The 14,017-nt window shown below is 30.4% G+C and carries 12 protein-coding genes; 3 read left to right on the forward strand and 9 right to left on the reverse strand.

Translation table 11 applies throughout. From position 1 onward, the window contains the following. Window positions 1-18: 18 nt before the first annotated feature. Window positions 19-1,038, reverse strand: a complete 1,020-nt coding sequence (locus ACTS9J_RS00855) for a phenylalanine--tRNA ligase subunit alpha (RefSeq protein ID WP_038336503.1) — start codon at window positions 1,036-1,038, stop codon at window positions 19-21. A 96-nt stretch (window positions 1,039-1,134) separates the two neighbouring features. On the opposite strand from ACTS9J_RS00855, the gene ACTS9J_RS00860 reads away from it, so the two are divergent. Both ACTS9J_RS00860 and ACTS9J_RS00865 read left to right on the forward strand, forming a co-directional pair. After that, window positions 1,135-1,791: an ATP-binding cassette domain-containing protein gene (locus ACTS9J_RS00860; protein WP_180905602.1), complete on the forward strand. Its 657-nt coding sequence runs from the start codon at window positions 1,135-1,137 to the stop codon at window positions 1,789-1,791. Then, window positions 1,784-2,776: a hypothetical protein gene (locus tag ACTS9J_RS00865; protein ID WP_180905601.1), complete on the forward strand. Its 993-nt coding sequence runs from the start codon at window positions 1,784-1,786 to the stop codon at window positions 2,774-2,776. Before ACTS9J_RS00860 ends, ACTS9J_RS00865 begins: the two co-directional genes overlap by 8 nt. A 176-nt stretch (window positions 2,777-2,952) precedes the next feature. Here ACTS9J_RS00865 and ACTS9J_RS00870 read toward each other — a convergent pair whose 3' ends face one another. The 3 genes from ACTS9J_RS00870 to ACTS9J_RS00880 all read right to left on the reverse strand — a co-directional run bounded on the left by ACTS9J_RS00870 (window position 2,953) and on the right by ACTS9J_RS00880 (window position 6,319). Then, window positions 2,953-4,089: a DegT/DnrJ/EryC1/StrS family aminotransferase gene (locus ACTS9J_RS00870; protein WP_291093647.1), complete on the reverse strand. Its 1,137-nt coding sequence runs from the start codon at window positions 4,087-4,089 to the stop codon at window positions 2,953-2,955. Between the two features lie 348 nt (window positions 4,090-4,437). Beyond that, a complete protein-coding gene (locus tag ACTS9J_RS00875; RefSeq protein ID WP_280045889.1) occupies window positions 4,438-5,535 on the reverse strand; it encodes a hypothetical protein in 1,098 nt (365 codons plus the stop codon). A gap of 10 nt (window positions 5,536-5,545) precedes the next feature. Further along, entirely contained in the window at window positions 5,546-6,319 is a 774-nt protein-coding gene (locus ACTS9J_RS00880) for an RNA polymerase sigma factor (RefSeq protein WP_448352709.1), read from the reverse strand. A 3,047-nt stretch (window positions 6,320-9,366) separates the two neighbouring features. Between ACTS9J_RS00880 and ACTS9J_RS00885 the strand changes: the two genes are divergently transcribed. Next, a complete protein-coding gene (locus ACTS9J_RS00885) occupies window positions 9,367-9,588 on the forward strand; it encodes a hypothetical protein (RefSeq protein ID WP_448352710.1) in 222 nt (73 codons plus the stop codon). A gap of 22 nt (window positions 9,589-9,610) precedes the next feature. On the opposite strand, the gene ACTS9J_RS00890 is transcribed toward ACTS9J_RS00885, so the two are convergent. Genes ACTS9J_RS00890 through ACTS9J_RS00910 form a run of 5 tightly spaced genes read right to left on the reverse strand, consistent with a single transcriptional unit; the run spans window position 9,611 to window position 14,003 of the window. Continuing rightward, on the reverse strand, window positions 9,611-10,222 hold the full coding sequence (locus tag ACTS9J_RS00890) for an acetyltransferase (RefSeq protein WP_448352711.1): 612 nt from the start codon (window positions 10,220-10,222) through the stop codon (window positions 9,611-9,613). Between the two features lie 3 nt (window positions 10,223-10,225). Then, the gene (locus tag ACTS9J_RS00895) at window positions 10,226-10,831 is read right to left on the reverse strand and encodes a sugar transferase (protein WP_448352712.1); all 606 of its coding nucleotides are present in this window, start codon (window positions 10,829-10,831) and stop codon (window positions 10,226-10,228) included. A 19-nt stretch (window positions 10,832-10,850) separates the two neighbouring features. After that, window positions 10,851-11,996, reverse strand: coding sequence for a glycosyltransferase family 4 protein (locus ACTS9J_RS00900; RefSeq protein WP_448352713.1), 1,146 nt, complete (start codon window positions 11,994-11,996; stop codon window positions 10,851-10,853). Further along, window positions 11,977-13,083: a glycosyltransferase gene (locus ACTS9J_RS00905; protein WP_448352714.1), complete on the reverse strand. Its 1,107-nt coding sequence runs from the start codon at window positions 13,081-13,083 to the stop codon at window positions 11,977-11,979. Before ACTS9J_RS00905 ends, ACTS9J_RS00900 begins: the two co-directional genes overlap by 20 nt. After that, window positions 13,080-14,003, reverse strand: a complete 924-nt coding sequence (locus tag ACTS9J_RS00910; RefSeq protein WP_448352715.1) for a DUF6625 family protein — start codon at window positions 14,001-14,003, stop codon at window positions 13,080-13,082. Before ACTS9J_RS00910 ends, ACTS9J_RS00905 begins: the two co-directional genes overlap by 4 nt. Window positions 14,004-14,017: the final 14 nt, after the last annotated feature.

The following is a 14,017-nucleotide window of genomic DNA, read 5'->3' on the forward strand; positions in this document are numbered from 1 at the left end:
CTTTATATTTTATTAATCTTAAAATAATTCTGATTGGAATTGCTCTAAGAAACGTTTATCATTTTCTGTGTACAAACGGATATCCCCAATTTGATATAACAACAACGCAATACGCTCAATTCCCATACCGAATGCATAACCCGAATATTTTTCAGGATCGATATCTACATTGCGCAAAACGTTAGGATCTACCATTCCACATCCCATAATTTCTAACCAACCTGTACCCTTTGTCATACGATAATCGGTTTCAGTTTCTAATCCCCAATATACGTCAACCTCAGCAGAAGGCTCTGTAAATGGGAAATATGAAGGACGTAAACGAATTTCAGATTTACCAAATAACTCAGTTGTAAAATAACTTAAAGTTTGTTTCAAATCTGCAAACGAAACACCTTCGTCGATATACAAACCTTCAATTTGGTGGAACATCATATGCGAACGAGACGAAATCGCTTCGTTACGGTAAACACGACCTGGCGCTAAGAAACGCATTGGTGGTTGATTTTTCTCCATATGACGAATCTGCGTAGAAGATGTATGCGTACGCAACACAATATCTGGATCAGTTTCGATGAAAAATGTATCTTGCATGTCTCTCGCAGGGTGATGCGCTGGCAAATTTAACGCGGTAAAATTGTGCCAATCATCTTCGATTTCTGGACCTTCAGAAACGCTAAATCCAATGCGATTAAAAATTTCGATAATACGATTTTTTGTAATATTAATTGGATGACGAGATCCCAATGTAAAAGGCTCTCCAGGACGCGTTAAATCTAAAGAAGAATCAGTTTTTCCTTCGTTTGAGATTTCATTTTTAAGAACAGTTGATTTTTCTGTTGCCAATGTTTTTAATTCATTCACAACTTGACCAAATTCCTTTTTTTGTTCATTCGGAACAGATTTGAACTGTGTAAACAAGTCCGTTAAAATTCCTTTTTTTCCTAAAAATTTAATTCTGAATTCTTCAATTTCAGCAGCATTTGTTGAATGGAAGTTTTTTACTTCTTCAATATATTGTTTGATTTGGTCAATCATAATTTCTGATCAATTTGATTACAAATTTAACCGATAATCAACTTATAACAAATTATTCGAGTACTTTTATCTTTATTCCACTAAAACTCTGTAAAAATGGTTCAACCAATTTTAGAAATTAATCTTGAAAAAATCAGTTATGATTTAGATAAAGTTATTTTGAAAGCGATCGATCTCAAAATAGATTCAAATGGTTTGTATGGCGTTTTTGGGAGAAATGGACAAGGAAAAAGTACTTTTCTAAAAACCTTGTGCGGTTTGAAATCCTATGAAGGAACAATTAGATTAAACAATGAAATTCTACAACCTTCTGATGTTGCATTTTTAGCAACAGAACCGATGATTTATGAATATTTGACAGCAGAAGAATTTTATAAATTTTATCAAAAAGTATCAGGTAGAAAGAATTCAAATTCAACTCGAATCTTTGATATTGACGAAAAAGTTTTACTTAAAACAATGTCGACAGGAACACTGAAAAAGGCATATGTCAATACTATTTTACAATTTGATGATTATAAAATTTATATTTTCGATGAACCTTTTAATGGTTTAGATATCGAAAGTAATTATGTTTTACTCCATAAAATTAGAGAATTAGCAAAGGAAAATATTGTGTTTGTTTCTTCGCATATTATCGAAATTGTTTCGCCTTATTTGACTAAAACTTTTTATGTAAATGAGCAACAAATCACGGAAGTTGAGAATGAAAATATTATGAACTTGTTTATGCAATCAATCGATCATGGATAAAATTCTATATACGCTAAAAATCATTTATATCAACCGTTTTCGCCAATTAACCTACAACGATTCGTCTAAATTTTGGATACCTTTTATCCTTTATTTTGTCATTATTTTCAAAATATTGAATGGTAGTTTTCCGAGTTTCCCTGCTTTCGATTATAAAGAATATCTTGTTCTATTTTTTAGTTTTATGGCAAGTCAGCAAGTGAATATCAGAAAAGATTTCGGACTTTTAAAAGGTTTATTCACCCCCCGAAAAACCTATCTCATTTATCTTATAGACCTCATCCTTGTTAATGTTTTCAACATTATTGTGGCTATTCATTTTGGTTGGATGATTAGTTTAGCGGTTATTTTTGCTTTCATTCTATTTTTCACTTTTTATAATGGAAAAATTGGTAAACCAATGGTGAAAAATAGACTTCGAATTTTAGATGTTTTGACGATTGTTCAACTTAGACGATTCAAAATTAATTATCTCATTTTTATTGGCGCCTATTACATTTCGTATCAAGGATTGATTGAAAATAACCTGAATTTGTTTCTCGTTTCTATTGTAGGAATTCTTTTTCTTCTTCTCGGAAATATTCAAAAAACAGAGAAATTAGCTTACTTTATAAGTTCAAAATTATCCAACAAACAATATATACTAAAGAATGAAATTGATTTTAGCCTAAATAGTTTGCTCTTTATTTTACCTTGTTTGATAATGGCTTTATTTCTAAATCCAACCTATTTTGGTTACGGAATAAGTTGTTTAGGAGCAATTATTATTACTTTTCCAATCAAATATATTTTTATCAATCATCAATTTCCAATTGGTTTACTTTCGATGCTTATTGTCTGTTTTTTTCTAACGATTATTTTAAATGAAAAAGTAGATTGGTTGCTTTATCTCAGTATTTTTCCGATAAGTTTTATTCTACATCTCATTGCTTTCCGGAAATTCACGAAGGAAAGGATTACTGGGGATTCTGGGTTTTATTTGTAGATAATTACATTATTTTTTAACGAGAGAGATTTAACTTTGTTTATCGTCTAAGTCTTCGATACAACGTTTTGCAAACGCCACTCTGACTGACGATAAGATGAAGATAAATGCTTTAATAAACAAAAAATCCTCCTAAGAAAACTTAAGAGGATTTGATTGATATTATATTTTGAAAATTATTTTCCAAATACTTCTTTTACTTTAGCTGTAATTCGTTCGCGTTCTGCATCTGTTAAATTAGAACCAGAAGGAAGACATAATCCATTTTCGAATAATTCTTCTGCTACCGTTCCTCCATAATAAGGTGCATCTGCAAAGACAGGTTGCATGTGCATAGGTTTCCATAACGGACGAGATTCGATATCATCTTCCAAGAAAGCTAAACGTAAATCTTCGCGCGTTTTCCCTGCTACTTTTGGATCAATTAAAATCGCTGATAACCAATGGTTAGAGAAATAATCAGAACTTGGTTCTACAAAAACAGTTACGCCATCAATATCCGCAAACAACTCTTGGTAGAATTTATTCATTGCACGACGAGCTGCTACTCTATCCGCTAAAACTTCCATTTGTCCACGACCGATACCTGCTGTAATATTACTCATACGGTAATTGTACCCAATATGCGAATGTTGATAATGTGGTGCATTATCACGAGCCTGAGTTGCTAAAAATACCGCTTTATCTTTATCTTCTTGTGTATGGGAAACCAACGCTCCACCACCAGAAGTTGTAATAATTTTATTTCCGTTGAATGATAAAACACCGAAACGTCCAAAAGTTCCTGCAGATTTATTTTTGAAAGTAGAACCCAATGCTTCTGCAGCATCTTCGATCACAGGAATGTTGTATTTATCTGCAACAGCATGTACTTCGTCAACTTTATAAGGCATTCCGTACAAATGAACGGCTAAAATCGCTTTTGGTGTTTTTCCTTTTGCTATACGATCTTTAATCGCCTCTTCTAATGCTATTGGACAAAGATTCCATGTATCTTTTTCAGAATCTACAAATACAGGTGTTGCGCCTTGGTAAGCGATTGGATTTGCAGTTGCTGAGAATGTCATTGATTGGCAAAGAACCTCATCTCCGTAGCCAACGCCACATTCAATTAAAGCTAAATGAATTGCAGCTGTACCAGCAGATAATGCTGCAACTTTTACATTTGCATTTAAGAATTTTTCTAAATCTGCTTCAAAACCATTAACATTTGGTCCTAAAGGAGCCACCCAGTTTGCATCGAATGCTTCGTGAATGTATTTTAATTCATTTCCTCCCATATGAGGAGATGATAACCATATCTTTTCAGCCATTTTCTATAGTTGTTTTTGTTGTACAAATTTAGAATAAAACTATTGTTTTCGCTTCATTAGTTAATCATAAAACTTCATAATTGTAGAATAAAAAAACTCGAGCATCAATTTTAAATTCTAATTTGAACATAATACTTTTTACATTTTACTATTCTAACTGAACCGAATAACCCTTACATACATTCTACTGCCACTATGTTGCCTTTATCTTGCCTTTATATTGGGAGTATCTAGCAAGTTTCAATAAAATTTAAAAAATCCCCCCGTTTGTATATGTTTTTCACATTTAGTGAGTGTTCGCAATAACCTCACCCTATGGGTGTACAAATCACCCTCCTAAATTATGGTTTAAGCTGTTATAAGCTCAATACCTGCTTTATCAGCTTTGTATTTTATTTTATTCATGAGTTCATAATAGCTCCAGTTTCTTAGGACAAATCGTTCTTTTTTGGCTATTTCTATTTTTTCTTCTTGATCTACAATAACTATCGTTCCTGCTTTTTTTTCAACGCAAAAATCAATTAACATTCTACTGTAAACATGTAGCCGATGATGAACATATTTACTCTCTGTATTTTTTAATTTTTTTGCTATTTTTAATTTTCTTTCTTTTCCTTTCCCTCCTTTGCAATAAGGTACTCCTTCTAATATTCTTTTACGAGAAGCTTGTATCGCCAATCTTCTATACAAAAATTCTTCTTTGGTACCAATCGTAAGTCGATATTTATCTATTTTTACAACCAACGGATATTCCAACGACAAAGAAACTTCTGCAATAATTTCGGGTTGTAATTGATTTTTTTCTTTTTCAATTTCTGCAGCGAATTCCCAAAATATTTTATTTTTTTCTAATTTAATTTGCGATCTACAAATTTTAATTTGGTTACTTACAAATTGCTCCAATACCTTATGATTATCAATATAATCTTTACCAAGATATGTTTTAAAAGGAATTTTATAAAATTTAAAATAAAACTCTTTTTGATCTGAATCATACGAAAATTTACTTATCCTTGTTAAGTTAAAAGGAATTGCTATATCCCGTTTAAATGTTTTTAAGGAAATTTCTCCTCTCCAATATTTGACACAATCCTTCTTAAAGGATAAGTATAACGTATTCATCAAACTAGACAATATGTACATCGGAACTTCGTCCTTAAAACGTTTTGAGAGCACACGATAAATGGTAGTCGACCGTGAACATTCTAGTATTCCATCTTCATCTTTGTTTTCGTCTATTAATTTATATTTGATTCCTTCAGAGAAATAAAAAAAATCTTTCACCATTTCTTGCACATACAAATGAGAAACAATCAAATTAGCTGCTATAAAACATCTATTTTGCCATTTGTATAGGGTACTCCAAACTTCCTTTCGTTCTTCTTGGGTTGGTAAATCAACGATTAACTGTATTTTACGTATTAAAAAAATTGTAGAATTTTCCATATTTAGTTATTTAGGGGTTTAAGCTTTTTTGTTGATACAATTGATAAGCGACTACAAACTCATTGTGCACTTCTTTCTGAGAAAGTTCTAATGTCTTGGCAATGGTTGTAAACGATTGTTTCTTCTCGAATCGAAGCTTTAAAATCAACGATTGTTTTTCTGTCATTTGATTTTTTTTCTTTGTCTCAGATACTGTTTTGTTTTTATTTGCTAACTTTTCTTGGTGACTTAGAATGTTCTGGAGATCCGCTATAGCTCGTTTAATTTCATTCGTTGTTTCAGTTATTCCTCTTCCCATTGCATTGGCAATTGCTTTGTATCTGAATCCATAATTCAAGCAGAGCTCAATCAAATATTTTCTTTCAGTGCTTAATAAAGGCAATACCTTTATAATTTCTTCATAATATTGCTGTTGTCTATCATGATCGATTAGGTTTTGAATGTTATCTGCGGGGTCATATCCAGTCAAATAACTATCATAATTCTCGTAACTCTCTAATGAATACACTGACCTAAAAAATTTATTCTTCGGTTTATAGTAATGCGAATAACAACTGTATTTCAGTACAAGTTTCAAAAAGAAAAGGATATGTTTAGGTCTTTCTATCTTCTCACGATATTCCCATAATTTCAGAAACGCATCTTGTACCAAACATTCTACTACAAATTCATCCGTAATTATTTGTTTACCAATCCAAAAAAGTAGTCTTTTATATCTTACATAAATATGTTCTAAGGCTTTGGGATCGCCTTTTTTCAGTAATTCATATTCTTTTTCTAGCATAATATAGGTGGTTTATTTATGTTTTACGTGATACGTATTACGTTATACGCTCAACGTCTTTTTTCTTATTAATATTCAAATTCATTTTTAAAAACAGATTTTGTCATTCTGGGCTTGTATCAGAATCTCTTCTTTTCATTTTTGTCTTGACACAAAAACGAAACAAAAAAGTCAAGGCCGTAAACCTCTCTACTAAAAATGTTCTCATTTCACTAAAGATTTTACAAACCCTACGGGCTAAAACCTTTTTAACGCTCCATTCATCCATTTTCTTAACGTGAGAGTTTTAATGCCATTTTCTTCATCCTTTAAATCGTTGTCTTAGTTCGTCACAGAACCTTATCCTTAATCTCAACCTCAAATACATAAGACATCTTACAATTATAAAATCTCAATTCTCATATCTGACATCTAATCTGTACTTTTTACTTAATACATAGTACTTTTTACAAATTAAACACCGATATACGAACACCGAACAAACCATACGGAACGCATATACAATGGATATAGAATGGATATAGAATGGATACAGCGCGGATACACAACCGATACAGAAAAGTGTCATTTTCGATATACAACGATACAGGGTTTTAACTCTTTTTAACACTTAATTTATCTAACCACAATGTTTTTTATCAAGTTTTACCTTGTACACTTAACGTTTTAAGTGGTTTTCTAATTAAAATTCTAATTCGATTTTGACAACAAATTTTGTCATTATGAAACCAGGCATAAACCCACAAATTCCCCTTGGACAGTTTTAAAAATTACATTAATAAATGAAATAAAAATTAACACTACTTTTATGAAGATCATTCACTCTCTTACAAGTTGTCTTCGGGGAATTAAATGTGAGTCTTTATCGCTTAATAATTTTGTTCACTATTTCTCCTTCCTACTAGTAGTATATCCACCACTAAGGTCAGAATTTCATTTACCATGTCAGTCATGGTTTTTATTTGTGCATATAAAGGTATAGCACAAAATAATCTCAGTAGTTCAGCATACAATTGCCTACTGAATTTGAAGTAAAATTTTCTCATAATTTTACATAGTTTTTAAATTCAACATTAGTTTTAAAAGCCATCCTTTCCAGTACATCGCGCCAACTTTGTTTGGGGAAAGGGGTTTTTATTAAGTTTTACGTTCTGTGTTATTTTTTAACCACAATAGAAACATAGGTTTTTATTAAATTCTACGTGATACGCTTAACGTTTTACGTATTTATCATTCTGGGTTTGTATAAAAATCTTACTATCACTTTTTTAAGAGTAAAAAAGTAATCAAAAAACTCTTGGCTATAAACCTCTCTACTAAAAATGTTCTCATTTCACTAAATATTTTAAAAACCCTACGGGCTAAAACCTTTTTAACGCTCCATTTAACCATTTTCTTAACGTGAGAGTTTTAATGCCATTTTCTTCATCCTTTAAATCGTTGTTATTCTTAGTTCGTCACAGAACCTTATCCTTAATCTCAACCTCAAATACATAAGACATCTTACAATTATAAAATCTCAATTCTCATATCTAACATCTAATCTGTACTTTTTACTTAATACATAGTACATCCTAACAATCCTTCCGATACACGAACACCGAACAAACCATACGGAACGCATATACAATGGATATAGAATGGATACAGCGCGGATACACAACCGATACAGAAAAGTGTCTTTTTCGATATACAACGATACAGGATTTTAACTCTTTTTAACACTTAATTTATCTAACCTCAATGGTTTTTATCAAATTTTACCTTGTACACTTAACGTTTTACGTGGTTTTTCTAATCAAAATTCTAATTCGATTTTGACAACGAATTTGGTCATTATGAAACCAGGCATAAACCCACAAATTCCCCTTAGACAGTTTTAAAAATTACATTAATAAATGAAATAAAAATTAACACTACTTTTATGAAGATCATTCACTCTCTTATAAGTTGTCTTCGGGGAATTAAATGTGAGTCTTTATCGCTTAATAATTTTGTTCACTATTTCTCCTTCCTACTAGTAGTATATCCACCAATGAGGTTCGAATTTCTTTTACCATGTCAGTCATGGTTTTTATTTGTGCATATAAAGGTATAGCACAAAATAGTCCCAGTAGATTAACATAAGATTGCCTACTGAATTTGAAGTAAAATTTTCTCATAATTTTACATAGTTATTTAATTCAACATTAGTTTTAAAAGCCACTCCTTTTCCTGTACATCGCGTCAACTTTGTTTTGGGGAAAGGAGGTTTTGTTTTTTTATTTCAAATTTGTTCTTTATTTTCATTTTTTGAGCGCAAAAAACGAAACAAAAAACTCTTGGCCGTAAACCTCTCTACTAAAAATGCCCTCATTCCACTAAAGATTTTAAAAACCCTACGGGCTAAAACCTTTTTAACGTTGCACTCAACCATTTTCTTAACGTGAGAGTTTTAATGCCGGTTTCTTCATCCTTTTTCAATATTTAAATACATCATACATTTCACAAATCTAAAATCTCACATCGTATATCGTAAATCGAAAATCGTATATCGAATATCGAATATCTCACATCTCAAAACCTCATCCTTAATCTGAAAACATACTACTTAATACATAATACATAATACATAATACATAATACATCACAACTCCTACATCTTACAATTCTAACTGAATCGAATAACCGTCTGTGCATTTCTATTATAAGAAATACATATTTAGAGAGAGTACTTTACTTGATTTGTAGAGGAATAAAACCAAGCATATTATATGAAGTTCGATGCGATTGTGATGGAAGAAAACGACCAAAAACAAGAAAGGCATGGAACTCTTCTTAAAGCATTAGAGGTACTGGTATACCGAGCAACAATAAGAGAGCCCACGCCTAGGTCGTGAGCAAATTTACTTATTTTCTCGTTGCTACAAAAATTACCAGTTTTCCAATGCGAGATAAAAGTATTTTTACTTTATTTTTTAACTATCTGATAACAAATATAATAATAATATTCGATATTCGGATATAAATCCGAATTATTTTTTTAAATAACTCTTTCATTTGTCTAAATGAAGGATAAAAACAGAAAAATTGTAGAGTTTATAAGAGACAATTGGTTAGCAGATAGTCAAAGCAACCTTTCTTTTGCAACTTCTCATGGAATTGATGAAAAGACTGTAAGATTAATTAAAGAAGATGGAAATTATAATATCAGTTTAAAAACAATTTTAAGAATTTGTGAGGCACGAGAAATTAAACTATATGAATTTTTCAAATTAGTTAATATATAAAAGGCTCCTAATGGAGCATTATCTATTTGTATTCGTTTATATCTTTTATTTTAATAATTTTTCCTGGATTTCCTACAACTGTGGCTCCATCTGGAACATCTTTTATAATCACTGCTCCTGCGCCTATTGTACACCACTTACCAATATTTATTCCTTGAATAACCGAAGCACCAATTCCAATATGTGTCCCTTCTCCAACTGTTACATTGCCTGCTAAAGCAACATTGGGTGAAATATGTACAAAATCACCTAACTTACAATCGTGATCTATAGAAGCATTTGTATTTACGATACAGTGTTTACCAATTACAACTTCACTATTAATTGTTGCTCCCATCATCACAACTGTACCCTCCTCAATAACCACTCTTTGGCTAATATTCGCTTTAGGCGATAGTAAAGAAATAAACTGAAGATGATTTTCTTTAATTGCAATTTGTTTTCTTATTTTATTACTCCCAATACTTATCACTGCATTACCGTTTAGATTAGTAGCTGAAATAGCAATTACAGTATAATCTAATACTGAAGTGATACTAGTGTTTGCATCAATAAACCCCGTTATATTAATAGCTAAATCTTCAGCAATTTCAGCAATTACTTTTCCATGTCCGCTTGCTCCGTATAAATACATGTCTTAATTATTTCCGTTAAAAGGTTCTATTGTTACATGCCCATCGGCTGAAATTCCTTCTGATTTGAACACTTTTTTGAACGTTGAAAAGAATACCTTTACATCCATCAAGAAAGATAAATTATCCACATAGTCCACATCTAATTCAAATTTTCTTTTCCATGTAATGGCATTTCTACCATTGACCTGTGCCCAACCTGTAATTCCTGGACGAACTTCATGACGGCGTTTTTGATGAGCATTGTATAATGGTAAATAATGTGGCAATAAAGGACGAGGTCCTATTAGTGACATATCGCCTTTTAACACATTGATTAACTGTGGTATTTCGTCTAACGATGTTTTACGTACAAAAGCGCCAATTGGAGTTAAACGTTCAGCATCGGGTAGTAAATTACCATGAGCATCTTTTTTATCGTTCATTGTTTTGAACTTCATAATCCTAAAGATTCTCTCGTTCTTACCAGGTCTAGCCTGAAAGAAAAACGGTTTTCCTTGATTGGCAAAATACAAACCAATTGTAATGATGATAAATATGGGTGATAAAATAATCAACCCAACAAAAGCGATGATGAAATCGAAAAGGCGTTTGAAAAAATTACTATACATTTTACTAATAATTAAACTTTTAATTCTTCTTCATTTGTAAATAATAATTAAGAGCGTATTTCAAAACGTCCACATGGTTGTATTTTTCCTTTACAATATTAATACATTGGTCTTTCATTTTTAATATTATTTCAGAATTAAGTAAACTCCATTCCATTTTATTTTTTAGCTCTTCACTATTTTTAATAGGTATTAAAAAACCGTTTTCTCCTTGGGTGACAATTTCTGTATAGCCTGTTATTTTTGTTGCTATAACAGGTTTTCCCATCAAATTTGCTTCTAATAAAGACAACCCAAATCCTTCTCTATAAGAAGGAGATACAAAGACATTAATAATTGATAAATATTTTTTTACATCTTTTTGAAAACCTAATTCGATGATGTTTTGATTATTTTTTATTTTTTCTATTGTCTCCTTTTTTAAAGGATCTAATTCTTTTTCATAAAATCCTATTAAAAGAAGTTTTGTGTTTTTATATTCTTCATTTAGTACCTGAAATGCTTCAATCAACTCATTTATTCCTTTATCACCAACTATTCTACCCACAAAACCATATACAAAATCTGATTTCAAAATATTTAATTCTTCCCTAATTTCTGATTTGTTATATTGGGAATTAATAAAATCATCTATAACCATTCCATTTGCACTTCCATTATGAATAACATCTACTTTTTTGGACGTTAAATCATTTTGAACAATTTCTTGAACCCCAAAGCTAACGGCAACAATTTTATTTGCACAAAAACATGAAATTTTTTCCATTGTAATCAATATTTTGCGTTTTATTCCTGTTACACCTTCATATCTTAATCCATGTATATAATAAATTCTATTCGGTACTCTGGTTATATAAGCTGCAATCAATCCTAATAAAGATGCCTTTGGTGTATTACAATGTACGACTGTCGGCCTCTCTTTTACAAAGACTATTATAAGACATATTAAACTTTTAATATCATTAAATAGAGCTATTTCCCTATTCATTTTTATTCCTTTATAATTTACATTTTCTCTCTTTGCAATTTCTTTTAATTCAGCAGAAGGAGAGCTAATAAGAGTTACGTCATAAAATTGATTAAGATGATTTATCTGTTCTTTAAAAAAGTTTAATGACATAGAAACAGTTGTCATTAAAAAAAATTTAGACTTGATTTTTTTCATTAATTACTTTTTGATATACATCCAAATATTTTTCAGTCATTTTTATAAAATCAAAGTCTTTTGATCTTTGTACGGAAATTTCAGAAGCTTTTTCATACCAAATCTTATCTGTTAATAAACGAGTTACTGTTTCAACAAGTTCATCAACAATATTATTAAACAATAAATTTTTATTTTTAACAACAAAATCCAATCCTTCAACATTGGAAGCTATAAAAGGTTTACCAGAAGCCATTGCTTCTAATGCAGCTAAAGACAAACCTTCAAAATTAGAACATAGTATATTAACATCTACCATTTTCATAAGTGAAAAAATATCACTTCTATTTCCCAAAAATAAAACCCGCTCTTTTAAATTATTAACTTCAACAAAATATTCCATTTCCGTTTTGAGTCCCCCATCACCAGCCAAAATCAATTTAACATTGTCTGGAAGTTCTAACATTCCTTTAAGTAACAGTTTATGATTTTTTTGATTCGTAAAGCGAGCACTCATTAATAATAAAAAATCATAGCTTTTAAAACCAAAAACAGATCTATCTAAAGGAATAGCATCAAAAATTTCATCAGTATTAATCGCATTTTGTATAATAGAAAGTTTTTTTGTACATGTTAGAAAATTATTAAGTATAAATTCTTTAACTTGATCTGAAAGTGCTACAATATGACTAAATCTACTGTAAACTAATTTTTCCAATTTATTAAATATTTTATGCCCCGCTCTTCTATTGTAAGAATTATGCTCAGTAAAAATTATTGGCGACTTTTTATTTATTAAAAATGAGGAAAAGGCAACTAAATAAGAGGTGGGAAAAATGTGCACATGAGCCACATCATATTTATCTAAATATTTTGCAATCTTCAATATATATATAGGATTAAATCTATATACTAAGTTTTTACCACCCAAATCTATAATCCTAATGTTATTACTTTTAAGCTCTGTAAAAAAATGCGATTCTGTACCTTGTACAACTAGTACCTCAACTTCGTGTCCTAGGTTGGTTAACGATTTTGAAAGATTAACTACAAACCGTGCCCCACCGCTCGTGGCCGGAAGACTATCTATAATTTGTAAAATTCTCATAATTTACTTACTCTCTTTTTTACAGCTTTTAAAATCCGAATAATAACTTTTTTATAGAAAAATAATATACTTTTTATACTTGGACTAATATAAATACTTTGATCAGCGAAACAATCAGGACCCAACCTATAATCTTTATATTGATCTTTGGTAGGAATATATCTTATTTTTCTTTTTTGAAAATGAAAATATAAAAATTCATCTTTCAAAAGTTTTTGTCCAGACTTATATAATCTATATACTTTTCCAGATTCATATCGGAATTGTTGACACTTGTAATTCTTCAATTTTGAATGCTTATTTATAACTAATCTCAACGGAAAATAAAATGAATTTATGTCACACATATCCTCTTCATAAAATTGTTTTAGATTTAAATCATTAAATATTGGCGTCATTCCATTCATTTCATCAAAATGATAAAATTCAGGGGAGCTGAAGACTTCTGTATAATAAGGATATCCTAATACTTTATGTTTATAAGCAGAATTTGTCTTATGAGTATTTCTTATTAAAGAAAAATGACCATAAGTATATAACCTATCATATTTTTCATCCGCTACAAGATGTCTAATAAACATATTAATATCACCAAAGATCAAATCCAAATCGCAATATCCCCAATAGTGTACACCCTCTAGATACTCAGAAAAAACTTCGCCATATGCAGGTCTAAAATCACACAATTTATAAGGATTTTCCAAATTTATTTTAAAGTTGAAGTTATTCTGTATTTCATCTTTTATATTTGCAAATGTGCAATAATTCACCTTTACATTTGGAGGGTAATCGAAATAACTTGAATCATCAGTAAAAAGTAACCAATTAATATCGTTGTTATATCTAGCAGAATCTAACCATAAATCGAAATAATCGGGAAGTTTGCCAAAGTAAGGTACAATAACTAATACTTTTTTCATCTAAATCAATTTTA

It is taken from the genome of Empedobacter sp. ULE_I140 (assembly GCF_053482575.1).

Bases quoted from the DNA above. Each gene is read 5' to 3' on its own strand.
- ACTS9J_RS00885 (WP_448352710.1), top strand. From the start codon at position 9,367: ATGAAGGATAAAAACAGAAAAATTGTAGAGTTTATAAGAGACAATTGG.
- ACTS9J_RS00890 (WP_448352711.1), bottom strand. From the start codon at position 10,222: ATGTATTTATACGGAGCAAGCGGACATGGAAAAGTAATTGCTGAAATT.
- ACTS9J_RS00870 (WP_291093647.1), bottom strand. From the start codon at position 4,089: ATGGCTGAAAAGATATGGTTATCATCTCCTCATATGGGAGGAAATGAA.
- ACTS9J_RS00860 (WP_180905602.1), top strand. From the start codon at position 1,135: ATGGTTCAACCAATTTTAGAAATTAATCTTGAAAAAATCAGTTATGAT.
- ACTS9J_RS00855 (WP_038336503.1), bottom strand. From the start codon at position 1,038: ATGATTGACCAAATCAAACAATATATTGAAGAAGTAAAAAACTTCCAT.
- ACTS9J_RS00865 (WP_180905601.1), top strand. From the start codon at position 1,784: ATGGATAAAATTCTATATACGCTAAAAATCATTTATATCAACCGTTTT.
- ACTS9J_RS00900 (WP_448352713.1), bottom strand. From the start codon at position 11,996: ATGAAAAAAATCAAGTCTAAATTTTTTTTAATGACAACTGTTTCTATG.
- ACTS9J_RS00875 (WP_280045889.1), bottom strand. From the start codon at position 5,535: ATGGAAAATTCTACAATTTTTTTAATACGTAAAATACAGTTAATCGTT.
- ACTS9J_RS00905 (WP_448352714.1), bottom strand. From the start codon at position 13,083: ATGAGAATTTTACAAATTATAGATAGTCTTCCGGCCACGAGCGGTGGG.
- ACTS9J_RS00880 (WP_448352709.1), bottom strand. From the start codon at position 6,319: ATGCTAGAAAAAGAATATGAATTACTGAAAAAAGGCGATCCCAAAGCC.
- ACTS9J_RS00895 (WP_448352712.1), bottom strand. From the start codon at position 10,831: ATGTATAGTAATTTTTTCAAACGCCTTTTCGATTTCATCATCGCTTTT.
- ACTS9J_RS00910 (WP_448352715.1), bottom strand. From the start codon at position 14,003: ATGAAAAAAGTATTAGTTATTGTACCTTACTTTGGCAAACTTCCCGAT.